We start from the raw sequence: 24,939 nt of genomic DNA on the forward strand, positions 1-24,939 counted from the left end.
CCGCGGCATTATCGACAGATCTTGCCCTGGCCTCAAACCAGATCATTGATCGCGACACCACTCAGAGGGTGTATTGCCTGAACAGTTCCTCCTTGATGATCAACAAGGCATCTTCGTAGTAGCGCTCGCCCCGAGCTTCGCTGAGCAACACCGAACGCACGCTGCCCTCGCCCTCACTGGGCGTGTGCTCGCAAGTGAGGTAGAACTCGGCAGTGTCGGGCTTGAATTCCAGGTAATAGAACAACTCGCGACCTTCACGGTGCCAGTAGCCAATTTCTCTGCGCATGGGGGTTCCTTGGACAATGCGGGCGTTAAAGGATACACAAGACCTTTGGGCGCAGCGGTCACAAGATAAGCTTCTTCGGTTTGGCTGGCAGACCGGGTGTGCGAGGTTTTTTGCTGTTATCGCAGTACCTATCCTTCGATGCGCCACGGCGTTTTACGGGCTTGGGGAGCAACAGAACATAAAGTGCACTTAAGCTCTGGTAGTACTGTTTCATGATTTGCAGATAGACCTGCTTGATCAGTTATGGATCGTTCATTAAACGAAATGTTACTCGACTGCACACATAGGTTTGGCTTCACTTGCGCCCTGGCCGGTAGGCTTGTCGTCTGAAATCAGGACTAGCATGAAATGGCTGAAGGGAACTGGGCAGGACACCACTGCAAGGTGTGTTACGAGCAAGCGATGAAGGAAAAGGCGAGACTAGATGCGTTGTTACTTGCAAAACGCAACCGGCAATTGGTCGAGCCTGCGCCACGGCCAGAGCCTCCCCCTCCAGTAAAAAAGGCTCCCTCGCCCCAGCTCAGGGGCTGCGTCTTCGCCAAGTCGTGTACGTTGCCAGATGGGATTATCAACCACAGCAACCCGAACGGGTTTGTGCCGGTCGAGTCGCTCAGCCAGTATGGCGCGTATGCGGTGCTGGGCATGGGGACAGCGGTCTCTTCGGCCGGGACGGCGCTGGAGTGGATTGGCGGTTCTGGCAGCTCCATCGAGCTGGCCAAGCGCTTAGGGGGCAGCTTGTCGACGCTGGCCCCGCCCAATGTGAAGATCATCATAGGCATGGTGCTGCCAAACACGACCTCACCCGATAGCGCGTTCTACACGTCCGAGCAATACGCCCAGCTCACCGAAGGCAATACACGAGTGCGAGTGAACGTTAAACACCTGCCAGATGGTTCCGTGAGCCTGTATGGGTTCTATACCGGGACAAAGCAGGAATGGCAGCGTGTACCAGTGATCGCGGCGCAGGCACGTGGCGAGCAACTTGTTGCGGATATGGGCGATGGCATCGAGGTCATCTGGACTCCAGCTGTTGATCCCGGCGCAGTGTTGGGTATTCCGGCACTCGAGGGAGCTCTGATGCAACCCGCTGCGTGGGTGTATCCACCGACCGAACATGCCAATCATATCCTGATCAATCCGGTGCACCCGCCCGATTACCAAGACGCGATTATCTGGTTCCCGAACACTGGAATTCAGCCGATTTACATCTCGCTGAGCACGTCAGGATCTGGCTACTATCCAAAACCTGACTTCTTGCCTGCGTTTCCGGATGCCAAATGGGCCAAATCAAAAACGTCAGTTCAAGGTGGAGGAGGCTTACGTCCGCGCTGGAAGAGCAGAGACGGCACAATCTACGAATGGGATTTTCAGCATGGTGCTGTTGAGAAATACAATAAACGCGGAAAGCACCTCGGCGAGTTCGATCACGAAACGGGCACTCAAAACAAAGCAGCAGACCCGACAAGGAAAGTAGAACCATGAAACATGTGATTATGGGCGTTTCTGAAGGTGAGGACTTTGCATCCTTTGAAAAGGAGATTCCGGTTTCTGTCGCGGATCTTAAACCGATAATGGGCTGGGAAAAAGACGATGACTACGTATACGACTACCAGCTTACTTCGGAGCAAATTAGCGCTATAGAGCAGCTTTGTTCGTTGGAGCTACCCAGAGATCTGGAGCTTTTTCTAACGTGTAACGCCTGATAACTGGTGGTCGCAAACCGTACCAACACTCACCACAGACGTCCAAAGCGAATCAAGCGCCATCGTCGGGATTACGCAGTGGCCGCAACTCCCCATGGGCGACCTCATCCGATACCACGAAAGAATAACATCCCAGCATATTGATGCCTTTTTGAATACTTTTTCGGCGGCTGGAAGAAGTTCCTCGGTTTAAAGGCGAAAACCATATTCCAGCTAAACCAAAATGCCGGATATGTACCCGGCCAGCCTGTTAGCAACAATGGGGCCGCTTCGCAGCGGGTTCGTCGTCAACTACGCGTCGTAGCAGTTGACGAGTGGAACGAGGCTGCGATCGAGATGGTGCGCCACTGCGACGTAGCGGGCGCAAAACCAGAACACGCGCTTTGCCTGATTAACCGTGCAAGCTGATTTTACGACTGCTACGCAGCCGGACGCAGCCTCGTTCCACTCGTCAGCTGCCACGGATCGCGAGTACCACTTAGCAATTACCCGCAATCCGCTCCAGCGCCACTTTCAGAACCTGGACACTCTCAGCCGCTGTCAGGCTGATGCGCACCGCATTGGTCGCGGTGGGTTTGACCGCAAATACATCCGCAGGCACCACATCGACCCCCGCTGCGCGGCACGCCTCGGCAAGCGGGCTCTGACCCTCGGCCACCGTCAGCCAGATATGGGGCGAAGGGGTCTGTGTCTGGTACATCCCGGGGCCCAGGATCTTTTTTGCCAGCCGCCAGCGTCGGGCAACTTCCCGGCTTTGCCACTGCACACGGGTTTGCGCAGTGCCGTCGCCAATCCATCGGCAAGCAATCGCCATGCACAGGGGCGATACTCCCCAGTGCGCCGACTGGGCATAGGGATCAATACGTGCCAGCAACTGCGGGCTCGCCACGATCCACCCCACGCGCACGCCCGCCGCAACAGTCTTGGACAAACTGCTGACCAGCACCGTGAGTTCGGGCAAGAAACGGTACAACGGCGGGCTGTCGGTGAGTGCCCCGTACACGTCATCTTCAATCACCATGACACCGTGGCGCCGGGCGACGTGGGCAATGGCCCGCTTGCGCTCAATGCTCATCACGGCCGACGTGGGGTTTTGCAGGGTGGGCGTCAGTACGGCAATCCGCGCCCCCGTAGCGCGGATCATCCGGTCGAAGTCCTCCGCCACGATGCCTTCCTGGTCAAGCGCTACGCCATGCATGGGCAGGCGCAGTTGCGCGCAGGCAGCCTTGATCCCCGGAGCGGTAAACGCCTCGACCAGCACCGGCTCGCCGGCCTGGCACAGCGACAAGAGCACGGTGAACAGCCCTTGCTGGGCGCCGGTACACGGCATGATGTTTTCCACGGTCAACTCCAGCCCGCGCCCCTTGAACCAGGCCGCGCCCTGAGCCCGCGTCAGCAGTAAGTCCGCCGCACTCAAGTAGCCTTGCAAGCGGATGGCCTGGCGACTGTCGAGCACCCATGACAACGCCTGCCCATCATGCTCACCCACGTGATCAATGGCGGGCACGTTGGTTCGCAGGTCGATGCGTTGCGCGTGCTCATCGGCGTGCTGCAGCCTGAACAGGGTCGCTTCCTGACTGCTCGCCAGCACGTAGGTGCCACGGCCCACCTCGCCCGAGACCAGATGCCGACGCGCCGCCTCGCGATAGGCCTGCATGGTCGTGCTGGGGTTCCAGCCCAGTGCCCAGGCAAGTCGCCGCTGTGGCGGCAAGCGTGCGCCGGGTTGCAGTTCTCCACAGGCGATGGCCTGGGTGATGGCATCGACCAGCGCCAGGTAGCGCGGCTGGTCCGTGTCGTTGAGCGTCGGTATCCACATTTATTGTTGGCCATGCAATATAAGGATCGGCCCATACAATGCGTTGTGCCTAGAATCGAGTCAAACCCCTCGATGACGGTGCGCCATGTTTGACTTGAACGACCTTCGCCTTGCAGCACAAACCGTATACCAGACCCTGGCGCCAACACCGCAACTGGCCTGGCCCTTGTTGACTCAGCGCCTGGGTTGCACGGTGTGGGTCAAGCATGAAAACCACATGCCCACCGGCGCGTTCAAAGTGCGCGGGGGGTTGTTGTATGTGCAGGGCTTGCTGGCACGGGAACCGAACACCAGAGGCCTGGTCACGGCCACCCGCGGTAATCATGGGCAAAGCCTTACCCTGGCGGCCCGGCGCATGGGGTTGCCAATCCGTATCGTGGTACCTGAAGGCAATTCCCTGGAAAAAAACGCGGCCATGCGGGCACTGGGCGCAACCGTCATTGAATGCGGCAAGGACTTCGATGAAGCGCGGGCCGAAGCCGCCACTCTGGCCGCAACCCATCAATGGCATCTGGTCCCCGCCTTCCATCACGACCTGATTCGCGGGGTCGCCACTTATGCGCTTGAACTGCTTGAAGCCATCGAGGAACTGGACACGGTGTATGTACCCATCGGCATGGGTTCGGGGATTTGCGGGCTGATCCAGACCCGTGATCTGCTGGGCCTGGACACAGAAATCGTGGGGGTTGTGTCATCCCATGCCGATGCCTATGCGCAAAGCGTTGAGCAAGGCCGCGTGGTGTGCACAGACTCGGCCCACACCTTCGCCGACGGTCTGGCCTGTCGTCAGCCGCAGCCCGAGGCTTTGGCCATTATCGCCAAAGGTGCGGCACGGGTCATTCGGGTGTCTGACCAGCAGATCTCACACGCCATTCGGGTCTACCATGAAACCACCCACAACACCGCCGAAGGTGCGGGGGCTGCCGCGCTGGCCGGGTTGATCAGCGAGCAGTCCAGCCAGCAAGGTCGTCGGGTTGCGCTCATTCTGAGCGGGGCCAATATTGATCGTCAGCTGTATGCGGGGATTCTGGCCGAAGGCCCTGATCCCTCAGCCTGACCCTGGAAGAGCAAGGAGCCTGTATGCAGTGTCAGATTCGTCGTGCCATGCCGGTCGATGCACACGCCATCAGCAAGGTGGTGATTGGCGCCCTGCAAGAATCCAACGCCCGGGACTATCCGCCCGAAGTGATCGCCCAGGTAGAACAGAATTTCTGCCCGGACTCGATCCTGGCGTTGATGAAACAACGCCAGATGTATGTGGCCGTGGTTGAGCAGCACGTGGTCGGCACTGCCAGCCTGGACCGGGCGGTGGTGCGCAGCGTTTTCGTGAGCCCGCGCCATCAGGGGCGCGGTATCGGCCAGCAATTGATGGCACGGCTCATGGACGCCGCCCTTGTCGCCCAGATCGACGAGTTGAGAGTGCCCTCCTCGCTGACCGCCGAATCGTTCTACGCGCAGTTGGGTTTTCACAAAGTGCGCGATGAATTTAACGGCCCCGAACACACGGTGATCATGGCGCTGCGTCTGGACGCTTGAATCGTAGCGCAGCTATGCTGAACCCCATGACTCCTACAGCAGCGACCCGCTCACCCTGCCCACCCGGCGCCTGCATCTGCGAGCGGGAACAGCTGTTGGCAACCCCCGACAGCGACCTGCGCATCTTCAACCTGACCCGCCAGGCCGAGAAAGTTCTGCTGGAACGACTGGAGAATATCCAGAGCCTCAGTGACCTGGAGCACATGCAGCGCCGCCTGCGCGAGCAACTGGGGATTGAAGTGCAGATCGACCCGGGATTTACCGAGGTTCGCACCATGCGCGGCATTGGTATCCGCCTTGCCGAACAACCGGGTTTGTGTCGAAAAACCCGGCAGGCAATCCCGGCTGCCATCCGCCGTGCCCTGGAAAAACGACCGGAAATTGCCTACAAACTACTGGATGGTCACGACTTGCTGCGTGACACCTGAATCGGTTCAGATAAGGACTTTTAGCCATTAAAAGGCCATAATATGCAGCCTATGAACAAATTTCCTTGCCATAACCCGAATCGCTGTCCTATAAGCGCGTCTTTTATATTACAAGAGTCTTATCAATGAGTGCCGGATTCACCGAGGACGACATGCGCAGAGCGCTCGGCCTTGATCTACCTGCTGCCCCTGTTCAACCTGAAGTTGAACCTGCCCCTGCAAAAACCACCCCCACTGTGAAGAAAGCCCCGGCCCCTGCAAAGGCTCAGTCACCTGCGCCGAAAAAGCGCAGTGGCCCGATTCTTCGCGTCACCATGCGCGTGACCAAGGTGTTTGACGGTGATGAAACAAAGTTTGTGCACGATTCCAAGGATTTGAGCCGGTTCAACGCAGAGCAAGAGGCCAAAAAAGCCCTGGCCAAAGCTGGCTTCAAATACTTCGAGCTTGAGTCTATCGTTTCAGTGGACTGACTTCGCACTGGCGGTCAGTCATTGACCGCCCGCTTTAGCGCCCCATCCAAGGAGCCCGTACATGCAATCGCAACCCCTGAACGCCAGCGACTTTGAAGTGATCGAGAACACGCTGCTCAAATACGGCGACGATCACTCAGTGCTCAACCCTTCAGAACTGGACGGCTACTTCACGGCTCTGGTTTCAAGTCCGACTCGGGTGGACATCGCCGAATGGTTCCCGGCAATCTGGGGCGGCCAGAACCCGGCCTGGCAAACCCCTGAAGAAGCCAAGCAGTTCATCGAGCTGAGCGTTCGCCACATCAACACCCTGGCACGGCAACTGGCTGAAGACAGTGCTGCATTTGCACCGCGTTTCGAGCAGACCGAGCACCTGGGGCAAGACGTGACGCTGGCTGAAGAATGGTGCTTCGGTTACACCCGTGCCGTTGCCATCTGCAACTGGCCAGCATTGCCCCTGCCACAGGCCAGCCTGCTGCAAGCCATTGCCGAGTGCGCCGAGCAGGACAACTTTGAACTGCCTGAAGACCTGGACGTGGCGGCTCATCAGCACAGCGTTGCCGCCATTGCACCGGCGGCGCGTGCACTGCATGACTTCTGGTTGAGCCAGCGCTGAATTCTACCTACTGCCCATGTAGTCGCTGACGAGGAACGAAGGCTGCGAGCTTTGGATTTTTAAAAGCTCGCAGCCTTCGTTCCTCGTCAGCGACTACAGAGACTTGACGCCCATGACCACCCTCACCCATTTCGATACTCCGGTCAGCGAGCCGATCAACAGCCAGATTCTGCAGATCGTCGTCGACCACCTCACCGACATCAGCGCCATGGAGATCGCGCCCAGCAATCTTCTGTACAGCATTTACCAATATGCCATTGGCTTTGAAGTGCACCTTTACCTGCAAGCACTCGACGGATCCAGGGGGATTGCGGTTGAGCTGATTGTGGCGACTGACGCTCAAGACCCGGAAAAAGTGACCGGCTTCGCCCTGTATCTGCCCGTCAAGGATGATCCGCAAGCCTGCGGCATCGCCTACATGGCCGAATTGGCCAGCCATCGTCACCTGGGTGTCACCCGGGCACTGGTCGGGGAAGTCGTGCGGCGCCATCCCCATACCGAGCTGACCTGCAGCGTGGCCAAGGTCGGGGAATTTGCAGCGATGGGCCTGCAAGTCATCGGCACCCGTGGCCCGCAAGTGTTGATGAATACCCTCGATCACAGCACCGACGGCCTGATGGGCGTGCTCGATGTTGCAGCGATCTACAGCTCCACCGAAGTGCGCCAGATTCACACCTACCTGCTGCAACGCAACGGCAAGAAGGCAATGCTGGACGCCGAGAAGAAACGCGATCGCCAGATCGATCAACTGACCGCCAGGGCAAAAGCCTTTGTGGCCCAGGCAAAAGACTAAGTCGCTGAAATAAAGCATCATGGGCGCCTTACGTTGAGAGGGAACCTGTATGCGTACTCACTTTACCCTGGCCCGTGCTGGTGCCTTGACCCTGGGGCTGGCGTTCAGCGTTTCGGCCCTCGCCAGCGAAGAGTCGCAGCTGATCGACTCGATCAACGCGTATCGCAGCCAGATCCAGCGGTGTGCGGGGCAAGCCTCGCAAGAGCTGCCACCGCTGTCCGCTGACACCCGGCTGGTATTGCCCGCCAGCAGCTTTGGTGACTTGCAGGAAGCGCTCGGGCGGGCGGCATACCCGATGGTCAACGTACAGGCGATCAATCTCTCCGGCCCCCGTGATGCGCAGGCCGCCATGAAAGCCGTGCAGGAAAGCTTCTGCCGCGTGGTACTGGACCCCCAGTTTGTCGATATCGGCGTCAGCCATGACCAGCGTGAATGGCGCATCGTACTGGCCCGCCCCCTGCTCACAGCACGCCTGGGCGACTGGCAGGCCGAAGGGCAGAAAGTCCTGGAGATGCTCAACAGCGCTCGCAACCAACCCCGTCAGTGTGGCACGCAGGCCTTTGGCCCCGCCGCGCCACTGACCTGGAACGCCACACTGGCAACCGCAGCCCAGACCCACTCGCGGGATATGGCCAACAACAATTATTTCGACCACAAGGGTCGCGACGGTTCAACCCCGGGCGATCGCGCAGAACTGGCGGGCTATATCGCCCAGCAGATCGGCGAAAATATCGCGGCCGGACAAGACACCACGCGCAAGCTGGTCGACGGCTGGCTGGCCAGTCCCGGCCATTGCGCCAATGTGATGAACCCGGAGTTTCGCGAGTTGGGCGCAGCCTATGCAGTAGACCCGAAAAGTGACGCAGGGATTTACTGGACGGCCCTGTTCGGTACTCAGTAAGAGCACGACACGCAGTAAGAGGCTGCGGGGAGGATGTTCGAGGGGGGGTGTAGCGAGGTAAAGCAGCCCCACCCGAACAGTGTCGGGTGGGGCCGTTTTTTTACAGCGCCATGTCAGCCGCTGGGTTGCTTGGCGCAGGCTTGGCCGGCGCGGCAGCAGGTGTTGCGGTGTGAGTTGCAGCCGGGATCGCCGGCGGCGGAGTCAATTGCAGGACTTCAGCCGTGTAGGCCCACTCTTGAGCAACGCGATCAGGATCACCGTTCAGCTTGGTGCCATAGCTCGGCACGATCTGGTGCAGCTTGGCTTGCCACTCTGGCGTCGCAACCTTGTCCTTGAACACGGTTTCGAGCACGGTCAGCATGATTGGCGCCGCGGTGGATGCACCAGGCGATGCGCCCAGCAGACCTGCGATGCTGCCATCTTTGGCGCTGACAATCTCGGTACCGAGTTTCAGCACGCCGCCTTTCTCTTCGTCACGCTTGATGATCTGAACACGCTGACCGGCCTGCCACAGGCGCCAGTCTTCAGATTTGGCGTTCGGGAAGTACTCTTTCAGCGCATTGAAGCGATCTTCATCAGACAACATCAGTTGGCCGGCCAGGTACTCAACCAGTGGGTACTGTTCGATGCCGACTTTGGTCATTGGCCAGATGTTGTGGGTCGTGGTGCTGGTCAGCAGGTCGAAGTACGAGCCTTCCTTCAGGAACTTGGTGGAGAAGGTCGCGAACGGGCCAAACAGGATTACGCGCTTGCCATCCAGTACGCGGGTGTCCAGGTGCGGAACCGACATCGGTGGTGCGCCAACCGACGCTTTACCGTAGGCCTTGGCCAGGTGCTGCTGCGCAACGGTAGGATTTTCGGTGACCAGGAACGAGCCGCCAACCGGGAAGCCTGCGTATTCCTTGGCTTCAGGAATGCCGGACTTCTGCAGCAGGTGCAGTGCACCGCCGCCTGCGCCGATGAATACGAACTTGGCATCAGTCTCGGTTTTGGTGCCGTCTTTCAGGTTTTTGTACACCACACGCCATGAACCATCTTCATTGCGCTTGATGTCTTCAACTTCGCTCGACAGTTTGAGCGAGAAGTTAGGCTTGGTTTGCAGGTAAGCCGTGAACTGGCGCGTGATTTCGCCGAAGTTTACGTCAGTACCGATAGGGGACCAGGTGGCCGCGACTTTTTGAGCCGGGTCACGCCCTTCCATCATCAGCGGAACCCACTTCTTGATCTGCACCGGGTCTTCGGAGTACTCCATGCCCGCGAACAGAGGGCTGGCCTGCAGGGCTTCGTAGCGCTTCTTCAGGAACTTGATGTTGTCATCGCCCCACACAAAGCTCATGTGCGGAGTGGAGTTTATGAACGAACGCGGATCTTTCAATACGCCGTTCTTGACCTGCCACGACCAGAACTGACGCGAAACCTGGAAAGCTTCATTGATTTCAATGGCTTTCGGGATTTCAACGTTGCCGTTCTTGTCTTCTGGCGTGTAGTTCAGCTCGGCCAGGGCAGAGTGGCCGGTACCGGCGTTGTTCCAGCCATTGGAGCTTTCGAGGGCAACGCCATCGAGACGCTCGATCATCTCCATGGACATGCCAGGTTCCAGCTCATTGAGCCAGACACCCAGAGTAGCGCTCATGATGCCGCCGCCAATCAGCAGTACATCCACGTGTTTAGGCTCGGCAGCGTGCACGGAGGTAATCCCCATGGTCAGCGCCAGGCCCAGTAGCCCCTTGTTCACTTTTTTAAACATGTTGTAGTACCTAAGATAAAACGCCATCTACCCGACACGCGGAGCATGAAATTCTTCGACTCACCACAGGCTTGTCGCCTGCAATCGAGCCGACCCTCAAACCTTGAACGGGCAGATATATAAGGCCTGTGCACGTTACAGACCTCACTTTATGCACCTTGGGCGCTGATCTCTTGTTGGTTTTGGCTTCAGCTACTTGGGTAACATTTTTTGTGCAGCACTTGCGGCTCCTTGATGTCCGACCTGCTCGCAGCTCCTTCCGGGGAACTGGTGTGGACACGACGATCCACTGCGGCCAGCCGACTAACCGCGTCATTCTACCTCAGGTGGCACTTTGGGCGAAGCGGCAGTCGTTGCAGTGGCCAAGCGCCCGTGTCAGGTATAATCGCGCTTTTGCTCCGCCCATCAACAGGATTCACCCATGTCTTTAAGCAAGCGCACACAGGCACAGATCGAACGTCGCCTGATCACCACCCTGACCGAGGCCTGTGAAACAGCCAAAACACAGATCCCGGGGTTTGTCTGGCTGACTCACGTGGTCGACTACGAGGCCTTCCCGGCCAGCCTGAAAGTGGTCTGGGTATTCGACACGCAAGCCAGCAAAGACTTCGCCCTGGCAGATGGCGAGGCCAGCTTCATGGGTGAACTGACGGCCCGGGCATTGGCAGATGCCCAGGTGAAGGTACGCAATGGATCGGCCCACGTGTTTTTCGATTCCGAAGAAGAATGCCAGCGCAGCTGTGGTGGAAACTGGCCAAAACGCCTGGCCCAGAAGCAAACGGGGCGTGGCTGATCTGTGGCAAAAGACATTGAAAACCCGTGCATTGCAGTTTGTCAGTTAAGTGGCGAGCTCTGCGTGAGTTGCGGCCGTACCAAGGAAGACATCCGCAAGTGGCGGAGCATGAAGCGCCCGGAAAAAATGGCCGCCGTGCAACGCGCCAGCACGCGGCTCAAGAGTTTGCGCAAAAAGAACAACTGAGCCCTTACGCCAGGTACTTGCCAAACCAGTCCAGCGTCCTGTTCCAGGCCAGCGTCGCCGCTGCTTCGTCGTAGCGCGGCGTCGAGTCGTTATGAAAGCCGTGATTGACCCCCGGGTAGATATGCGCCTCATAGCGTTTGCCGTTGGCCTTCAGCGCCTGCTCGAAGGCCGGCCAGCCTTCGTTGATTCGCGTATCCAGCCCGGCGTACTGCAGCATGAGCGGTGCCTTGATACGGCTGACCTCATCGGCTGCGGGCTGGCGTCCGTAAAACGACACCGCCGCCCCCAGTTCCGGGTAGGCCACTGCAGCCGCATTGGCCACCCCGCCGCCATAGCAGAACCCGGTAATCCCCACTTTGCCGGTACTGGCGTCGTGCTGCATCAGCCATTCCACCGCCGCAAAAAAGTCGTTCATCAACTTGGTCGGATCGACCGTTTGTTGCAGCGCCAGGCCTTGCGCGTCGTTGCCGGGATAGCCGCCCACTGACGTCAGGCCATCGGGCGCGAGGGCGATGTAGCCCGCTTTGCCCAAGCGCCTGGCCACATCTTCGATATACGGATTGAGCCCGCGATTCTCATGAACCACCACCACGGCGGGCAACTTGCCCTGCGCCTTGGCGGGGCGCACGAGATAGCCGCGAACCTGACCGTTACCTTTGGGCGAGGGGTACATGACGTACTCGGCCACGATATCCGGGTCGGTAAAAGAAACCTGTTCGGCGAGCGCGTAGTTGGGGCTCAGGGCCGTGAGCACGGAAAGCGCCGTCCCGCCGAGGGTGAACAACGCGGCACGATCCAGAAACTCGCGACGGTTGATCTTGCCATGGGCGTAGTAGTCATAAAGCTCAAGCAACTCAGGGGCAAAGTCTTTCGCGGTAAGACGAGTCATCAGTGCACTTCCTATGGCCGGTTGCGTTTAACCATAGAGCAATTTGTAGCTAAATGCGTCTCAGAACTTTTACCTGATCATGTGGGATACCATACGCGCCATGCCCGATGCATGTCGGGCTCCAACGCTTCGACTACACAACCTGAAGGGGTATCAAACGGTGAGAATTGCACTTGTGCTGCTGTTGAGCGCGCTGTCCATGCAGGCCTTCGCGGCGAATATCGGCGAGCGCCTGACGCCCTGGACCCTGCAGGACCAGCACGACCAGCCCTATACCCTGGACACGAAAACCCGGGTTCTACTGGTGGCGCGCAACATGGACGGTTCCAAACTGCTCAAGGCGGCCCTGGAAAACCAGGCCAAAGGCTATCTGGAAGCACGCCATGTAGTGTTCCTGGCCGATGTTCAGCGCATGCCATCGCTGATCGGCAAGTTCATCGCCATTCCGGCCATGCGTGACTACAACTACCGTGTGGTCCTCGACCGCGACGGCACCATTGCCGCCAACTACCCGGGCGCCGAAGACAAGGTGCTGTGGCTGCAACTGGACAACGGCACCCTGGTTTCCCAGCAGGAATTTGCTACCGCTGACGAGTTGCGCGAGGCGCTGGAAAAACTGCCGGTTCAATGACTGTCCGGGGCTCCGCCATCACGGCTTCGGGCCCCTCCCCCCTGCCTCACTCTTGAGCGCTGTGCACCACCACCAGCAGTTGTGCCTGTTGCTCGCCCACCGAACGGATGCGGTGAGGTTTCTGCGCGTTGAAATGCAATGCATCCCCGCGATTGAGCAACACACGCTCGTTCATGAAGTCCACTTCGACCTGCCCTTCGTGAACAAACAAAAACTCCTCGCCCACGTGCTCCTTGAAGGCATTGTCGATGAAGTCGGCCGGCGGGTAGATCATGAACGGCAGCATGCTGCGCTCACCCACCTGATGGGCCAGCACGGCATAACCCAGGCTCTGGTCATTGGCCGCCAACGATTGACGTTCATCGCTGCGCACCAGGCTGTAGCTGTCGAGCTGGACGTTTTCTTCGCTGAATAACTCTTCGACCTTCACATTCAGCGCTTTGGCCAGCTTCAGGGCCGCCGCAATCGACGGCGTATTAAGCCCGCGCTCGATTTTCGACAGATAGCTCTTGGTCATGCCGGATTTTTCAGCCAAGACCTCCAGGCTCATCCCCAGTTTTTTTCTTAGCAATTTCAATCGGATAGACATAAAAAACGGCCAGCTCACAAAAAAGGAAACGACTCATGCTTGCCAATGACACAATGTGTCATATAGGATCTTTCGTGTCATTTGCATTCACCCATACCCTCCCCAGAGATGAGTGAACGGCGCACTCGACGCTTATTGAACGCATCAGAGGACACCTTAATGGGTAAGACGCTAACACTCCCCAAGGACCAATTGGTCAAGCAAGCACTGCAGCAGATGCAACACACCCTGGCGGATAATACGTGGACTGACCGGCAAAAGCTGGCACTTACCTGCCGTATCTTGTTTGAAAACGGCCATGACTCAGGCCTGGCCGGGCAAATTACGGCTCGCGGCCCGCAACCCGGCACCTACTACACCCAACAGTTGGGGCTCGGGTTCGACGAAATCAGCGCGGGCAATCTACTGTTGGTCAACGAGGACCTGGAGGTGCTTGAAGGGCACGGCATGCCCAACCCGGCCAACCGTTTCCACAGCTGGGTGTACCGGGCCCGCCCGGACGTCAACTGCATCATTCACACCCACCCTACCCATGTCAGCGCATTGTCGATGCTGGAAGTTGCGCTGCAGATTTCCCACATGGACCTGTGCCCGCTGTATGACGACTGCGGGTTTCTTGAAGGCTGGCCGGGTGTGCCGGTGGGCAATGAAGAAGGCGAACTGATTGCCGCTGCACTGGGCAACAAACGGGCGGTGCTGCTTTCCCATCACGGTCAGCTGTCTACCGGCGCCAGCATTGAAGAAGCCTGCGTGATTGCGCAGTTGATCGAGCGTGCCGCCAAGCTGCAATTGCTGGCCATGGCCGCCGGTGAAATCAAGCCGATCCAGCCTGAACTGGGCCGCGAAGCCCATGACTGGATTGCCAGACCCAAACGCCACACCGCCGCCTTCAACTATTACGTGCGCCAGAACCTTCGTCGTCATGCCGATTGCCTCAACTGACCACCACTTCCCTCAAGGACTTTGACATGTCGACACCTGATATCCACGGCATCATCGGCTATACCATCACCCCTTTTTCCGCTGACGGCGAACACCTTGACCTGGATGCCCTGGGGCAATCCATAGACCGCCTGATCGACAGCGGCGTTCATGCCATCGCGCCTCTGGGCAGCACCGGCGAGGGCGCCTACCTGAGTGACCTTGAATGGGACCAGGTGTGCGACTTCAGCATCCAGCACGTGGCCAAGCGGATCCCGACCGTGGTCAGCGTTTCCGATTTGACCACCGCCAAGGCCATACGTCGCGCGCGTTTTGCCCAGGCCCGGGGTGCCGATGTGGTCATGGTGCTGCCTGCGTCCTACTGGAAGCTCAGCGAAGCCGAAATCCTGGCCCACTACCAGGCCATCGGCAGCAGCATCGATTTGCCGATCATGCTCTATAACAACCCGGCCACCAGTGGCACGGACATGTCGCCCGAGCTGATCCTGCGGATCTTCAACGCCGTGGAGAACGTCACCATGGTCAAAGAAAGCACGGGAGACATCCAGCGCATGCATCGCTTGCAACTGCTGGGCGAGGGCCAGGTACCGTTTTACAACGGCTGCAATCCTCTGGCACTGGAAGCCTTTGCCGCAGGCGCAAAGGGCTGGTGCACCGCTGCCCCCAACTTGATTGCAGCACTCAACCTTGAGCTGTACGCGGCCGTCCTGGCCAATGACCTGACACAGGCGCGGGCGTTGTTTTACCGCCAGTTACCCCTGCTGGATTTCATCCTCAAGGGTGGCTTGCCGGCAACCATCAAGGCCGGTTTGCGCACCACCGGGCTGGACGTCGGCAACCCGCGCTTGCCGGTATCGCCACTGGACGATGGCGCCTGCAAACAGCTTGAACGTCTGATCGCCGCCTTGAGCTGATGAGTCCGGTATTTTTCTGGGTTTATGTGGTGTCCGTTCGCAGCCTCGCTCCGCTCCTCAGCGACTACACCATCCCTGCGGCAGCCTTGTAGCCGCTGACGAGTAGCACGAGGCGGCGGCGACGAAAACTTTCACAGCACTTGCAGGGTTAATGGCACACAACATCCAACACCAGCGGCACCGCTCTTTTGGTGATCACGATCCGTGATCACGGCATCACCATATACGATTGGCACTCAAGGCCGGGAGGGGTTGAAAGTGGCGGCATTGCCCCACTCATAAATCCAATTCAAGGAGGCACCCATGCCCCAATCCCTGCCAACCCTGTGCGGTTCGATCATGGGGTCGCCGTTTTCCCTCTCCGCAAAAATCCACAACGCAGCCTACGTCGCGTTGGGCCTGGACTACACCTTTGTCTGCTTTGGCGTTGAAGACCCGGTGGCCGCCGTAGCGGCCATCCGGGCATTGGGCGTACGCGGCATGAACGTGTCCATGCCTTACAAAACGGCTGTCATGGCTCATCTGGATGTGATCGACGAGTCCGCCCAGGTGATTGGTGCGGTCAACACCATCAATAACATCGACGGTGTTCTCACCGGCTACAACACCGACTACCTGGGCGCTGTGCGCGCCCTGCAGGAAGTCTGCGAACTGAGCAACAAGCGGATTGCCGTGATCGGTGCCGGTGGCGCTGCCCGGGCGGTGGTTTACGGCTGTCTGCAAGCTGCCGCGCAGGTCACGGTGTTTAACCGCAGCAGCGAGCGCGGCAAGGCACTGGCCGAGGATTTGGGTGCGCAATGGGGCGGCTGCGTCGATGCCTTTTCAGCCCGTGACTTCGACATCGTCATCAACGCAACGTCGGTGGGTTTCAAGCAACCGGACAGCAACCCGCTGGACGGCCTGCTGGCCAGCCACCTGATTGTCATGGACGTGGCGTTCATGCCCGTGCAGACCGCCCTGCTGCTGCAAGCCGCCGCGCTGGGCTGCACCACGATTTGCGGCACGCGCATGCTCGTGCACCAGGCCTGCCGGCAAATCGAGTTGTACACCGAACACGACGCTCCCATCGACATCATGGAGCAGGCCATGCTCCAGGAAATACAGAGACTGAAATTGTAAACAACCCTGCTGCCTATCGATAACAAGATGCCGTAAAGGCACCTACCAGAAGGTACCAACATGACTCATGATCATTCTCCATCTGACATTGACCTGGTCCCCGAACCGCAAGCACACAAGAAAGACTTGCACCGCGCTGCCTGGGCCTGCTCCCTGGGCAGTGCTCTGGAATACTACGACTTTGCTCTCTACACCCTGGCCGCCGCACTGATTTTCGGGCCGCTGTTCTTTCCTGAACAAACCCGCACCATGAGCCTGATTGCCAGCTTCGGCACTTACTTCCTGGGGTTTGCAATACGGCCTCTGGGCGGTGTTCTGTTCGGCATGATCGGAGACCGCGTAGGGCGCAAGTTCGTGCTCACGTCCACGGTGCTGCTGATGGGTGTTTCCAGCACCCTGATTGGCGCCCTGCCCACTTTTGAACAAGTGGGCTACCTGGCACCGGTACTGCTGGTGGTTCTGCGTCTGCTTCAAGGCCTGGGCGCGGGTGCCGAACAGGCAGGCGCAGCCGTCATGATGACCGAGTACGCCCCCGAAGGCAGACGCGGCTTCTATGCCGCCCTGCCGTTCCTGGGCATCCAGCTGGGCACCATTCTCGCGGCCCTGGTGTACTTCATGGTGATCAGCAGCAGTGACAACGTGCTGGAGAGCGGACTGTGGCGCATACCGTTTTTCAGCAGCGTGGTGATTGTTGCCCTGGGCCTGTATATGCGCTTGTCGCTCAAGGAGTCGCCGACATTTATCCGCCTCAAGGCACTCAAGCGCGTCTGTGAGAACCCGCTTAAAAGTGCAATGAAACACTCCAGGCCCACCTTGCTGCTCGGCATTGGCCTGCGCCTGGGAGAGAACGGTGGATCTTCGATTTATCAGGCCCTGGCGGTGAGTTACATCGTTGGCGTGGTGGGTCTGCAAGGGCCGGTGGGCGTGCTGACATTGATCTGCGCCGCCAGCCTTGGAGCGCTGACGGTGCCGATTGCCGGCAAGCTCAGCGATCGCTTTGGTCGTGTGGTGGTCTACCGGGCCTTTGCCATGCTGCAACTGGTATTGGCCTTTCCGGTGTGGTGGGTGCTGAGTCAGGGCAACGTGGTGGCGAGCATCATTGCCATCTCCATCGCTCTGGGTATCGGTACATGGGGAATGTTCGGCACTCAGGCTGCGCTCATGCCCGAATTGTTTGGTTCGCGTCACCGCTATATGGGCGTATCGATCGCCAGGGAAGCTTCGGCCGTGATCGCCGGAGGCATCGCGCCACTGATTGGCGCAGGCCTGATAGCCCTGGTCGTGGCAAGCCACGATGGCGATGCCAGTGCAGGTATCGGCGCCTGGCTGCCGATTGCCTGCTACTTGTCGCTACTGACACTGATTACCCTGTACACCACCTTCAAGACCCCGGAAACCCTCAACCGCGATCTGGACGAGCCCCGTGATGCCTGGGAAATGATGCCCGCCCACAGCGTCACGAACGTGACACCGCAGCCCGTCGTGCCGTGATGTTCATCGACTGCGGGGGCGAGCCTGCTCCCTCCCGCAGCCGTACTGCCCTGCTTCAACCCTCGATAAACACCTTCAGGGGTGGCTCGTGCATCAGGAAGTTCTGGTGCGAGATGTTCCAGGCATAAGCGCCCGCCAGGGTGAACACCAGCAAGTCACCTATCGCCAGGTGCGCCACTGGCTGCTGTCGGGCCAGCACGTCCTTGGGTGTACACAGCTGCCCCACCAGCGTGACCGTCTGATGGCTGATCTGTGCGTGCTGCGCACCTCGCACTACCGTGAACGGATGGTCGTGGCCTTGAGCCGCAGGCGTGCGGAAGTGATGGGTACCGCCGCGGCCTATGGCAAAGAACTCGCCGTGACTGCTTTTAATGTCCAGTACCTGCATGACGTAGTAGCCGCATGCAGCGCTGATAAAGCGGCCAATTTCGAACCGGATGCGGGTGGCACCCATGTCGAACTCATCGATCAGCCCCTGCAGGCCCTGACAGAACCTTGGCCAGTCGAACGACTGCGCCGGGTCCTGATAGTTGATGCCCATGCCTCCCCCGACATTCAGGATCGGCAGTTGCAGGTTGTGATCGGTACACAACTGGCGGAAGGTCAGGCAATAGCTGCGGATCAAATCCAGGTGTGCGTCGACATCCAACTGGTGCGACAACAGATGAAAATGCAGCCCCTTGAGCGCCAGGGACGGCTCTTCAGCCAATACTTGAAGGGCCGTTGCGAGCCCCTCTTCATCCAGACCGAACGGCGTGGGTTTACCGCCCATGACCAGGCGACTGCGGGGTGCCTGGGCCAGCTTCAAATTCAACCGCAGCATCACCGGGGCCTGCACGCCACGTTCGCGAGCGATACGTGCCAGGCTGCGCAGCTCAGTCACGCTCTCCACATGAAACGCCGATATCCGGTACTGCAGGGCGATATCCAGCTCACGATCGAGCTTGCCGGGGCCTCCAAAGATCAGCGGCTGGTCGGGGCACTGCTCATGCAACCACGTCAGTTCGCCCCCCGAGGCCGCTTCAAAACCGTCGACCCAGGGCGCAAGGGTTTTCAGCACCCGGGCTTCCGGATTGGCCTTGGCGGCGTAGAACAATTCACAGTTTCGGGGCAGCACCTGACGCATGGCCTTTACGTGCCGTTCAAGGGCTGGCAGATCGTAGACGTAGGCACACAACGGTGCGTCGTGCTCAGCCTTGAGCTGCTCGATGCAGTGGGTGACGGATGCAGGAAGGTTCATGCGCATTGACTCCTTTCAATGATTGCCAGCGGGCTGGGCAACTGGGTATAACCGGCTTCACGATCAGCCCGCATCATCAGGCGTGTCATGAAGTTCTCCTTGCTCGGGAATGGCGCCCCGGCGCACAACTCACGCAGCTGCCGAGGGTGGCCAAGACACGCTGATTGCGCCTGCAGCAGCTCGCCGATACGTGCCCACAGCTGTTGCTCCAGCTCAGCACTGGCGTTGGCCAGATGGAACACCGCCTCACCCAGATTGTTCACCAGGGCGCAGTAGCCCACCCGTTGCCAGGCCTTTTGCGCGCTGTAATACACCGAGTTGCGGGTACGTTCATCCAGTGCACTCAGGCGTTCAACTGGCCAGATTTCCGGGACCAGCTTGGTGCCTTCAAGATCGCGGATCCACACCTGGCTTGGCAGCCCGTCCTCAGCGAAACCGATGACGGTGTTCTGCAAGTGCGGCTCCAGGGCCACACCCTGACGGAACAGGCAATACAGCACGCCGCCGAGCATCCGGGCGGCATAGGCATCCAGCCAGTTCAGCGTGGCGTGCTCCATGCTCAAACCGGCGCGGTCGGCATAGCGCTGTACCTGCTCACGACACACGCTGCGACCTTGCTGGTCCCAGGTGAACAGGGCCATTGCCACCTGCGGCTGATAACGCTCGCGGTCAGCGGCGCACAGGTTTTCCCGGTACACGATGCCGAAGCATTCAGTGACTTCCCGGGCCTGTTCAAGGGTGCCCAAAGCACTGAGGTCCAGGCTGGTGGCACTGGGTTCGGGCATCAGCCTGAAGCCCGGTTGCTGCGTCGCCAGCTCGTTCATGACAGGGCCGAGCAGCCGGGTCAGAGCGACGGCACTGTCCAGCTCATACCAGGCGTTCTTGCGCACGCAGTTAGTCAGCCGCACGTGCATCGAGAACTTCATGAAATACGGCAGCTGCGGATGATAGAGCGTGCGTACCGACGACGTTGGGTACATGGACTGGCCCAGAGCGCCGAGGTAGGCAATCAGCCCCTGCTGCTGGGCCCGCTGAACCAGCGGATCGGCGAGAATGCGCGCGACTTCCCAGGGGTGGCATGGATAGGCGTCGTCGCGCCCCGACAGTTCGCGCAAGGTGCTGCGCGGGTCTTCGCCCTGATGCCTGATCAGCGCCGGATCGACCTTGAACCAGTGCAACTGAAAACGCGCACCGACTTCCGGCGAGCAGGCCAGCAAATCCTCATGGGAAATACCCTCGCGGCTCTTCGGGGTCGGGTGCAGTGCGTGACCCCACAGCTGATGTTGCTCGGATGCCAGCAGGCTGTCGGCCACTTGATTGGCAGGACGGGAATGGCGCAGGAAGGTACGGGTGATCTGCAGGCTGTTGGCGACTTGCTGCAACATCTCGCCGACGCGCTCGGCGCCACTTAGCGGGGTACACAGCAGGCGTGCCAGTTCATGGGCGTCCAGCGGGCGCCAGCTCTGGTTATTGCCTTTGAAATAAGGGGCGCTGGTGTAGTGACAACGACCCAGCAGGCTGGCGCGGTCGATGCGTACAACCAGCCGGCCGCCTGGCAGGCGAATGCTGATGCAACGGCCATTGCCCTGGCGCAGGCTCATCGGTAAGTCCTGTGCCTGATAATCCAGGCTGGCTTCATTGCGTGGCAATGCGTATTCGCGCAAATAGCAATTGAGCAGGCACTCGATGGCATGTCGCTGCGCTTCGCCATCAAGGGCATGGTCATGCAGGGATGCGGTGTTCAGGGATGGGGTATTGCTAGCGAACGTCATGCCGGAATCTCCCGGGAAGTCATCAATAGAGGTCGCGCCAGGACCATGGCCGTCATGGCCGCCAGGCACGCAACAAGAAACGGAGAGGCAATGCCGCAGGTCTGGCTGACCACGGCGGCGGTGACGCCGGCAGCGGTTCCGGCCCATTTACCGCTGGAGTCGAACCAACCGAACAGGCGCCCTGCACTGCCCTGGCGGCTGCGCTGGCTCAGGCAGCGGTGCAACCCGACAAAACTGAGCAACATGCCCGCCCCGCTGAGCAGTCGCAGGGCGAATAAAGGCTCGGCCTGTACACTCCAGAACTGCAGTGCGTTACTGATTGCCAGCAGCGCCAGTCCCGGCAACAGCAGGTTGCCCTGATGCCTGTGTACCCAGGGCAAGGCCAGCAGGTACACCAGGTGCGGCAGGCTGTAGAGCACGCCGATCAAGGTGTCGCTGCCAATTCCCAATTGCTCGCCGAACGGCATGAAGTAGGGAAAGGTGACGACCATCGCGAAGCTGAATAAAAATTGCACCGCCAGCAACCGCGCCATATCGGGCGGCATCTCGCCCAATACCTCGGCTTTTTTGCTGTCCAGGGCCCGACCGGGTTTGTCGTTGGGCAATGCCAGCACCAGCACAAAGGCCAGCAGCGGCAACCAGGCCAGATAGCTGTAAAGGCTCAACCCCAGGCCTTTGGAAGTCATCAGCCCGAGCAAAATCGGACCACTGATCATCGCCAGGCGTGCCGAGTACTGCGTCCAGTTCAGGGCTCGGGACAGGTCCCCGCCCTTGAGCTGGGTCGACAGGTAGGCGTTGGACGCTGCCATCGCACCTCCGAAGGTGCCCTGGATGATCAACGCCAGGACGAACACGGTCAGGTTGGGACTGAAGCCTGCCAGCAGAAACCCCGCGAACAGCCCGGCATGAGCACGCAGCAACGACAGGCGACAGCCGTTGCGGTCGGCCCAGCGCCCCCAGATCGGCGCTGCCAGTGCGGTGCACAGTGTCGGCAATACAAACAGCACGCCAATGGCCCAGCCGGGGGTGTTGGGCGCCAGATCGGCGAGGATGCGCGGCAGGTACAGCGGAATACCCAATGCCGTAAAGGCCGACAGGAAATGCCCCAGCAGGACGCTGGTGATCAGACGGCGTTGCATGGCGCCTCCGCCAGCAGGAAGTTCACCGCGCTGTAGCCATAGAACTTGTTGATGTCACTGGCACCAGAATGCGCCTTGCTGAACAGGCTGCCTGCGCTGAGCAGGTACTTGACCGGCAGCCTCGGGCTGTCGAGCAGCCACAGGCGTGCATCGTCACAGTTGATGCCTTCTGCTTCGAGCTGCTCCAGACAGTGCGTCAGACGCTGACGCAACGCACCGTACAGGCTGGACCGGGTGGCCAGACCCGCGACCGCAATGGCCTCGACAATGGCCACGATGTTCAACTGCAAGGTGATGGTGCAGAACATCTCGGCCAAGGGCTGGGTGCTGTCGACCCGAATGCGCTCATCCAGCAGCGTCGTCGGCAGGTCGGCGAGATCCGGACAGGCAGCAGCGAAGCGCAGAGGCCACAGGCGCGCGGCGTCGTTGTCCTTCATCAACAGACGCAATGGCTGACCTTCTTCGAAAATCAGCACGGCGTTCTGCTGATTGGCCTCCAGTGCGATGCCGTAGTGCAACCACAGCCTCAGATGGACCTGCAGCAGCAGGTCGAAATAATCGCTGAGCCAGTGGTGCAATGAACCTGCGTAGAAACCCTCGACCAGTTGTTCGAGAAACAGTCGCCCATCGGGTAGCGGACTGGCCAGCGCAGCGACAGGCACCAGCGTGGTGTTTTCCAGCCCCTCGGGGTAGCGGCGCACGATATAGGCCAGATGACGGTTCTGGTCGGCATGTCCGCCATGCTTTTCATCAACGTGCAGATACCGCGATGCCAGCGCCGTATCGCGCTCGGTCAAGGCCAGCAAGGTGGTTTGAAACCAGTGGCCGTCATACAGGGTGCTCGGTTTGATCAGGCGCAAATTGCGCGCCCCGAGGGTGCTGACCAGCAATGGCAACTTGATGTGCCACTGCGGTTGGTCGATGCACACCACCGTTCGCACGGACAGCGTGGGCTCTACCTGCATGGCGGTGCGTGGAGCCTTGAGCGTGCCTTCAGGCAAGCCATGGTGCTCAAGCTCGGCCCAGGTCAGCGGATGAACCGGCAACAGTGAATGGCTGTTGTGCAAGGTCGGTGACAGGCCGACCTCCTCGAAGTCCGGCCAGTGCGGCGGTTGCGGGCTGGTGAGGGTCAGCGCCTGGTTGGGAATTGCCAGCCAGTTGAGTTCGAAACGCGGTGCAAACTCCGGGGCGTAGCCTTTGAGCGCAGCCCCGTCGAAGCCGCTTTTGGCCCGCGCCGTCGGATAGAACGGGTGATCCAGATAGCTCGCCAGCTGGTCAATCTTCAGCAGCCGCCGGGACCAGTCCTTGAGTGCAATCACATGACCGAGCTCGGGTGCAAAGCGCAGGTAAGCCTGATTGCACAGGGTCCGGTGTTCAGTGGCGCAATCCGCTTCTTTCAGATACGCCGCGAACAGCGTCAGGCTCTCTTCATCCAGCCCCTGACTCAGATGCCCCAGCCAGAGCGGATAGCCGCGCTGGACCTCGGCCGGTTGTTGCGACGAAACCTTGATCCAGGCGTCGCCTGTACCGATCCAGTCCTGCAACGGATAGGCCCTGACAACGGGCAGCCATAGCTCGTCGGCGCCCAAATGGGCGATACGCAGCCAGTGGGCGCCGGGCTGGTGATCCAGATAGGGGCTCAACGCTTCGGGCAGCGGGCCAACCTGCCCCTGGCTGACAACCCCGCGAATGTCTTCGCGCAGGCAACAATCGATGATGCGCCGGGTGATGAAGCCCTGATCGGCGACCTCTGGTTGCAGGCTCATGCCACCACCCATTTCAGGTCATTCAGGGTTGAATTCAGTTGCGCATCGAGGCTGACATCATCCGGCGCGATCAGGCGCAGCACACCGACATAGTCCTTGTTGGAATGGCTGATGGTTACCGTATCCCCCGCATGCTGCAACGCCCGGTAATCACACCAGTGCCCTTCTCGCTCGACGTTGAAACTGGCGCTGGCCTGGTCCAGGCGCCCGCTGCGGTCGGCTACCAGGTAATGCACGGTGGCCTGGGCTTGCGCCGGTTGCGCAGCGCTCAGGGCGTGCCCCAAATGCACGGCAACAATACGATCGAACCACCCTTGCGGCAGCAGCCGGTCAAGCAGGAACTCCCGGCCATCCCCGATACTGCGATAGTTGATTTCAACCAGTACCGGGCCTTGGGCGGTCAGAATGAACTCGCTGTGGCACACGCCGAAATTGACCCCGAATGCAGCCACTTGTGCCAGCGCCGCAGAACGCTGCGCGCAACTGAGGTGGCCGTTCCAGCGTGCGGCGAGCTCCACAAAATGCGGCGGCGCAGAAAGGGTCACGTCGAAGCCGCCAATGGCTTGCAGATTACGCCCGTCGCCCAGGGTTTCGAGGGTGAACAGCGGCCCCTCCATGTAGGCTTCCAGCAACAGCGCCCGGTCCGGTTGCTGTTGCCAGAACTGCTCGCAGTAAGCGCTGAGTTCGGCCGCGTTGTGACAGAGCCTGACGTCCAGGCTGGCGACGCCTTCACGAGGCTTGGCGACCACTGGCCATGGCGCATCGCTCGGCACCTGGGCGTTCGATGTCAGTACCTGAAACCACGGTCCTGGTAAACCCAGTCGCTGCATGCGCTCGCGCATGGCTGCCTTGTTCTTCGCCGCATAACACAGTCGCCAGTCCTTGCCTGGGCGTTGAGCGTCTCGATCACAGCCAGCGGATTGAACACATCACACTCGATAACGTGCAGTTGGTCCGGTGCAATGGGTGAAGTGGCGAGCAGGCGCCGGTGTTCCTGGGCGTGGTCAGTGATCACCACGATCGGCAGCCCGCGCGTGTGGGCTGCAGGCAAGAAACCCTCGAGAATGGCTGGATGTGCGACGTGGGCAAGGATGACGAATGGACGTTGCATGGCAGTTTCCTGGGGGCAGCAGTTGCCCGTCCCTGAGGATCGGGCAACTGGTTGACGTAGG

27 protein-coding genes are annotated in these 24,939 nt (G+C 59.7%); 16 read left to right on the forward strand and 11 right to left on the reverse strand.

Going from position 1 to position 24,939, the window contains the following annotated elements; all coding sequences use genetic code 11:
* Positions 1-61 precede the first annotated feature (61 nt).
* Positions 62-286, reverse strand: coding sequence for a hypothetical protein (locus AC19YQ_RS17465; RefSeq protein WP_339475501.1), 225 nt, complete (start codon positions 284-286; stop codon positions 62-64).
* Between the two features lie 348 nt (positions 287-634).
* On the opposite strand from AC19YQ_RS17465, the gene AC19YQ_RS17470 reads away from it, so the two are divergent.
* Entirely contained in the window at positions 635-1,768 is a 1,134-nt protein-coding gene (locus AC19YQ_RS17470) for a colicin E3/pyocin S6 family cytotoxin (protein WP_500595584.1), read from the forward strand.
* The gene (locus AC19YQ_RS17475; RefSeq protein ID WP_133077645.1) at positions 1,765-1,989 is read left to right on the forward strand and encodes a DUF7683 domain-containing protein; all 225 of its coding nucleotides are present in this window, start codon (positions 1,765-1,767) and stop codon (positions 1,987-1,989) included. Before AC19YQ_RS17470 ends, AC19YQ_RS17475 begins: the two co-directional genes overlap by 4 nt.
* 478 nt (positions 1,990-2,467) lie before the next feature.
* Here the strand turns inward: AC19YQ_RS17475 and AC19YQ_RS17480 are convergent, their stop codons facing one another.
* On the reverse strand, positions 2,468-3,805 hold the full coding sequence (locus AC19YQ_RS17480) for an aminotransferase-like domain-containing protein (RefSeq protein ID WP_500595585.1): 1,338 nt from the start codon (positions 3,803-3,805) through the stop codon (positions 2,468-2,470).
* 85 nt (positions 3,806-3,890) lie between these two features.
* On the opposite strand from AC19YQ_RS17480, the gene AC19YQ_RS17485 reads away from it, so the two are divergent.
* The 7 genes from AC19YQ_RS17485 (at position 3,891) to AC19YQ_RS17515 (ending at position 8,549) form a co-directional block, all read left to right on the forward strand.
* A complete protein-coding gene (locus tag AC19YQ_RS17485; RefSeq protein ID WP_133077643.1) occupies positions 3,891-4,862 on the forward strand; it encodes a threonine dehydratase in 972 nt (323 codons plus the stop codon).
* Between the two features lie 23 nt (positions 4,863-4,885).
* On the forward strand, positions 4,886-5,341 hold the full coding sequence (locus tag AC19YQ_RS17490; RefSeq protein ID WP_133077642.1) for a GNAT family N-acetyltransferase: 456 nt from the start codon (positions 4,886-4,888) through the stop codon (positions 5,339-5,341).
* Positions 5,342-5,367: 26 nt separating this feature from the next.
* Positions 5,368-5,769 (forward strand): hypothetical protein, encoded by a 402-nt coding sequence (locus AC19YQ_RS17495; RefSeq protein WP_500595586.1) that lies wholly within the window; start codon positions 5,368-5,370, stop codon positions 5,767-5,769.
* A 125-nt stretch (positions 5,770-5,894) separates the two neighbouring features.
* Positions 5,895-6,239 carry a hypothetical protein gene (locus AC19YQ_RS17500; protein ID WP_133077640.1) on the forward strand — a complete coding sequence of 115 codons (345 nt, stop codon included), beginning with the start codon at positions 5,895-5,897 and terminating at the stop codon, positions 6,237-6,239.
* Positions 6,240-6,300: 61 nt separating this feature from the next.
* Positions 6,301-6,855 carry a UPF0149 family protein gene (locus tag AC19YQ_RS17505; protein WP_219263166.1) on the forward strand — a complete coding sequence of 185 codons (555 nt, stop codon included), beginning with the start codon at positions 6,301-6,303 and terminating at the stop codon, positions 6,853-6,855.
* A 112-nt stretch (positions 6,856-6,967) separates the two neighbouring features.
* On the forward strand, positions 6,968-7,648 hold the full coding sequence (locus tag AC19YQ_RS17510; RefSeq protein ID WP_133077638.1) for a GNAT family N-acetyltransferase: 681 nt from the start codon (positions 6,968-6,970) through the stop codon (positions 7,646-7,648).
* 49 nt (positions 7,649-7,697) lie between these two features.
* Positions 7,698-8,549 (forward strand): CAP domain-containing protein, encoded by an 852-nt coding sequence (locus AC19YQ_RS17515; RefSeq protein WP_219261261.1) that lies wholly within the window; start codon positions 7,698-7,700, stop codon positions 8,547-8,549.
* A 100-nt stretch (positions 8,550-8,649) separates the two neighbouring features.
* Here the strand turns inward: AC19YQ_RS17515 and mqo are convergent, their stop codons facing one another.
* A complete protein-coding gene (mqo, locus tag AC19YQ_RS17520) occupies positions 8,650-10,296 on the reverse strand; it encodes a malate dehydrogenase (quinone) (RefSeq protein ID WP_133077636.1) in 1,647 nt (548 codons plus the stop codon).
* A 421-nt stretch (positions 10,297-10,717) separates the two neighbouring features.
* Between mqo and AC19YQ_RS17525 the strand changes: the two genes are divergently transcribed.
* Positions 10,718-11,089, forward strand: coding sequence for a hypothetical protein (locus tag AC19YQ_RS17525; RefSeq protein ID WP_133077635.1), 372 nt, complete (start codon positions 10,718-10,720; stop codon positions 11,087-11,089).
* Between the two features lie 3 nt (positions 11,090-11,092).
* The gene (locus AC19YQ_RS17530; RefSeq protein ID WP_500595587.1) at positions 11,093-11,275 is read left to right on the forward strand and encodes a DUF1289 domain-containing protein; all 183 of its coding nucleotides are present in this window, start codon (positions 11,093-11,095) and stop codon (positions 11,273-11,275) included.
* A 4-nt stretch (positions 11,276-11,279) separates the two neighbouring features.
* Here AC19YQ_RS17530 and yghX read toward each other — a convergent pair whose 3' ends face one another.
* Complete coding sequence (yghX, locus tag AC19YQ_RS17535; RefSeq protein WP_339475552.1) at positions 11,280-12,164, reverse strand: YghX family hydrolase; 885 nt, start codon at positions 12,162-12,164, stop codon at positions 11,280-11,282.
* Between the two features lie 160 nt (positions 12,165-12,324).
* Between yghX and AC19YQ_RS17540 the strand changes: the two genes are divergently transcribed.
* Complete coding sequence (locus tag AC19YQ_RS17540) at positions 12,325-12,795, forward strand: FAD/FMN-containing dehydrogenase (protein WP_133077633.1); 471 nt, start codon at positions 12,325-12,327, stop codon at positions 12,793-12,795.
* 46 nt (positions 12,796-12,841) lie between these two features.
* Here AC19YQ_RS17540 and AC19YQ_RS17545 read toward each other — a convergent pair whose 3' ends face one another.
* The gene (locus AC19YQ_RS17545) at positions 12,842-13,384 is read right to left on the reverse strand and encodes a helix-turn-helix domain-containing protein (protein WP_500595588.1); all 543 of its coding nucleotides are present in this window, start codon (positions 13,382-13,384) and stop codon (positions 12,842-12,844) included.
* 159 nt (positions 13,385-13,543) lie between these two features.
* Here AC19YQ_RS17545 and AC19YQ_RS17550 point away from each other — a divergent pair, with 159 nt between their 5' ends.
* From AC19YQ_RS17550 to AC19YQ_RS17565, 4 genes are all read left to right on the forward strand, one after another.
* Positions 13,544-14,326 (forward strand): aldolase, encoded by a 783-nt coding sequence (locus tag AC19YQ_RS17550; RefSeq protein ID WP_500595589.1) that lies wholly within the window; start codon positions 13,544-13,546, stop codon positions 14,324-14,326.
* A gap of 26 nt (positions 14,327-14,352) precedes the next feature.
* On the forward strand, positions 14,353-15,240 hold the full coding sequence (locus AC19YQ_RS17555; RefSeq protein WP_500595590.1) for a dihydrodipicolinate synthase family protein: 888 nt from the start codon (positions 14,353-14,355) through the stop codon (positions 15,238-15,240).
* A 303-nt stretch (positions 15,241-15,543) separates the two neighbouring features.
* Complete coding sequence (gene aroE, locus AC19YQ_RS17560) at positions 15,544-16,359, forward strand: shikimate dehydrogenase (protein WP_500595591.1); 816 nt, start codon at positions 15,544-15,546, stop codon at positions 16,357-16,359.
* A 60-nt stretch (positions 16,360-16,419) separates the two neighbouring features.
* Positions 16,420-17,850 carry an MFS transporter gene (locus AC19YQ_RS17565; RefSeq protein WP_500595592.1) on the forward strand — a complete coding sequence of 477 codons (1,431 nt, stop codon included), beginning with the start codon at positions 16,420-16,422 and terminating at the stop codon, positions 17,848-17,850.
* 55 nt (positions 17,851-17,905) lie between these two features.
* Here AC19YQ_RS17565 and AC19YQ_RS17570 read toward each other — a convergent pair whose 3' ends face one another.
* From AC19YQ_RS17570 to AC19YQ_RS17595, 6 genes are read right to left on the reverse strand one after another with little or no spacing between them, the layout of a single operon-like run.
* Positions 17,906-19,090, reverse strand: coding sequence for a type III PLP-dependent enzyme (locus tag AC19YQ_RS17570; RefSeq protein ID WP_500595593.1), 1,185 nt, complete (start codon positions 19,088-19,090; stop codon positions 17,906-17,908).
* Complete coding sequence (locus AC19YQ_RS17575) at positions 19,087-20,862, reverse strand: IucA/IucC family protein (protein ID WP_500595594.1); 1,776 nt, start codon at positions 20,860-20,862, stop codon at positions 19,087-19,089. The genes AC19YQ_RS17570 and AC19YQ_RS17575 overlap by 4 nt, the downstream gene beginning before the upstream one ends.
* Positions 20,859-22,001: an MFS transporter gene (locus AC19YQ_RS17580; protein ID WP_500595595.1), complete on the reverse strand. Its 1,143-nt coding sequence runs from the start codon at positions 21,999-22,001 to the stop codon at positions 20,859-20,861. Before AC19YQ_RS17580 ends, AC19YQ_RS17575 begins: the two co-directional genes overlap by 4 nt.
* Complete coding sequence (locus AC19YQ_RS17585; protein WP_500595596.1) at positions 21,986-23,767, reverse strand: IucA/IucC family protein; 1,782 nt, start codon at positions 23,765-23,767, stop codon at positions 21,986-21,988. The genes AC19YQ_RS17580 and AC19YQ_RS17585 overlap by 16 nt, the downstream gene beginning before the upstream one ends.
* The gene (locus AC19YQ_RS17590) at positions 23,764-24,609 is read right to left on the reverse strand and encodes an ATP-grasp domain-containing protein (protein ID WP_500595597.1); all 846 of its coding nucleotides are present in this window, start codon (positions 24,607-24,609) and stop codon (positions 23,764-23,766) included. Before AC19YQ_RS17590 ends, AC19YQ_RS17585 begins: the two co-directional genes overlap by 4 nt.
* Positions 24,555-24,878, reverse strand: coding sequence for a hypothetical protein (locus AC19YQ_RS17595; protein WP_500595598.1), 324 nt, complete (start codon positions 24,876-24,878; stop codon positions 24,555-24,557). The genes AC19YQ_RS17590 and AC19YQ_RS17595 overlap by 55 nt, the downstream gene beginning before the upstream one ends.
* Positions 24,879-24,939: the final 61 nt, after the last annotated feature.

The sequence above is a fragment of the Pseudomonas sp. MF06569 genome (genome assembly GCF_059862735.1).

Bases quoted from the DNA above. Each gene is read 5' to 3' on its own strand.
- AC19YQ_RS17555 (WP_500595590.1), top strand. From the start codon at position 14,353: ATGTCGACACCTGATATCCACGGCATCATCGGCTATACCATCACCCCT.
- yghX (WP_339475552.1), bottom strand. From the start codon at position 12,164: ATGACTCGTCTTACCGCGAAAGACTTTGCCCCTGAGTTGCTTGAGCTT.
- AC19YQ_RS17510 (WP_133077638.1), top strand. From the start codon at position 6,968: ATGACCACCCTCACCCATTTCGATACTCCGGTCAGCGAGCCGATCAAC.
- AC19YQ_RS17595 (WP_500595598.1), bottom strand. From the start codon at position 24,878: ATGCAACGTCCATTCGTCATCCTTGCCCACGTCGCACATCCAGCCATT.
- AC19YQ_RS17585 (WP_500595596.1), bottom strand. From the start codon at position 23,767: ATGAGCCTGCAACCAGAGGTCGCCGATCAGGGCTTCATCACCCGGCGC.
- AC19YQ_RS17550 (WP_500595589.1), top strand. From the start codon at position 13,544: ATGGGTAAGACGCTAACACTCCCCAAGGACCAATTGGTCAAGCAAGCA.
- AC19YQ_RS17490 (WP_133077642.1), top strand. From the start codon at position 4,886: ATGCAGTGTCAGATTCGTCGTGCCATGCCGGTCGATGCACACGCCATC.
- AC19YQ_RS17470 (WP_500595584.1), top strand. From the start codon at position 635: ATGGCTGAAGGGAACTGGGCAGGACACCACTGCAAGGTGTGTTACGAG.
- AC19YQ_RS17465 (WP_339475501.1), bottom strand. From the start codon at position 286: ATGCGCAGAGAAATTGGCTACTGGCACCGTGAAGGTCGCGAGTTGTTC.
- AC19YQ_RS17580 (WP_500595595.1), bottom strand. From the start codon at position 22,001: ATGCAACGCCGTCTGATCACCAGCGTCCTGCTGGGGCATTTCCTGTCG.
- AC19YQ_RS17495 (WP_500595586.1), top strand. From the start codon at position 5,368: ATGACTCCTACAGCAGCGACCCGCTCACCCTGCCCACCCGGCGCCTGC.
- AC19YQ_RS17485 (WP_133077643.1), top strand. From the start codon at position 3,891: ATGTTTGACTTGAACGACCTTCGCCTTGCAGCACAAACCGTATACCAG.
- aroE (WP_500595591.1), top strand. From the start codon at position 15,544: ATGCCCCAATCCCTGCCAACCCTGTGCGGTTCGATCATGGGGTCGCCG.
- AC19YQ_RS17505 (WP_219263166.1), top strand. From the start codon at position 6,301: ATGCAATCGCAACCCCTGAACGCCAGCGACTTTGAAGTGATCGAGAAC.
- AC19YQ_RS17570 (WP_500595593.1), bottom strand. From the start codon at position 19,090: ATGAACCTTCCTGCATCCGTCACCCACTGCATCGAGCAGCTCAAGGCT.
- AC19YQ_RS17545 (WP_500595588.1), bottom strand. From the start codon at position 13,384: ATGTCTATCCGATTGAAATTGCTAAGAAAAAAACTGGGGATGAGCCTG.
- AC19YQ_RS17565 (WP_500595592.1), top strand. From the start codon at position 16,420: ATGACTCATGATCATTCTCCATCTGACATTGACCTGGTCCCCGAACCG.
- mqo (WP_133077636.1), bottom strand. From the start codon at position 10,296: ATGTTTAAAAAAGTGAACAAGGGGCTACTGGGCCTGGCGCTGACCATG.
- AC19YQ_RS17590 (WP_500595597.1), bottom strand. From the start codon at position 24,609: ATGCGCGAGCGCATGCAGCGACTGGGTTTACCAGGACCGTGGTTTCAG.
- AC19YQ_RS17480 (WP_500595585.1), bottom strand. From the start codon at position 3,805: ATGTGGATACCGACGCTCAACGACACGGACCAGCCGCGCTACCTGGCG.
- AC19YQ_RS17500 (WP_133077640.1), top strand. From the start codon at position 5,895: ATGAGTGCCGGATTCACCGAGGACGACATGCGCAGAGCGCTCGGCCTT.
- AC19YQ_RS17515 (WP_219261261.1), top strand. From the start codon at position 7,698: ATGCGTACTCACTTTACCCTGGCCCGTGCTGGTGCCTTGACCCTGGGG.
- AC19YQ_RS17525 (WP_133077635.1), top strand. From the start codon at position 10,718: ATGTCTTTAAGCAAGCGCACACAGGCACAGATCGAACGTCGCCTGATC.
- AC19YQ_RS17475 (WP_133077645.1), top strand. From the start codon at position 1,765: ATGAAACATGTGATTATGGGCGTTTCTGAAGGTGAGGACTTTGCATCC.
- AC19YQ_RS17575 (WP_500595594.1), bottom strand. From the start codon at position 20,862: ATGACGTTCGCTAGCAATACCCCATCCCTGAACACCGCATCCCTGCAT.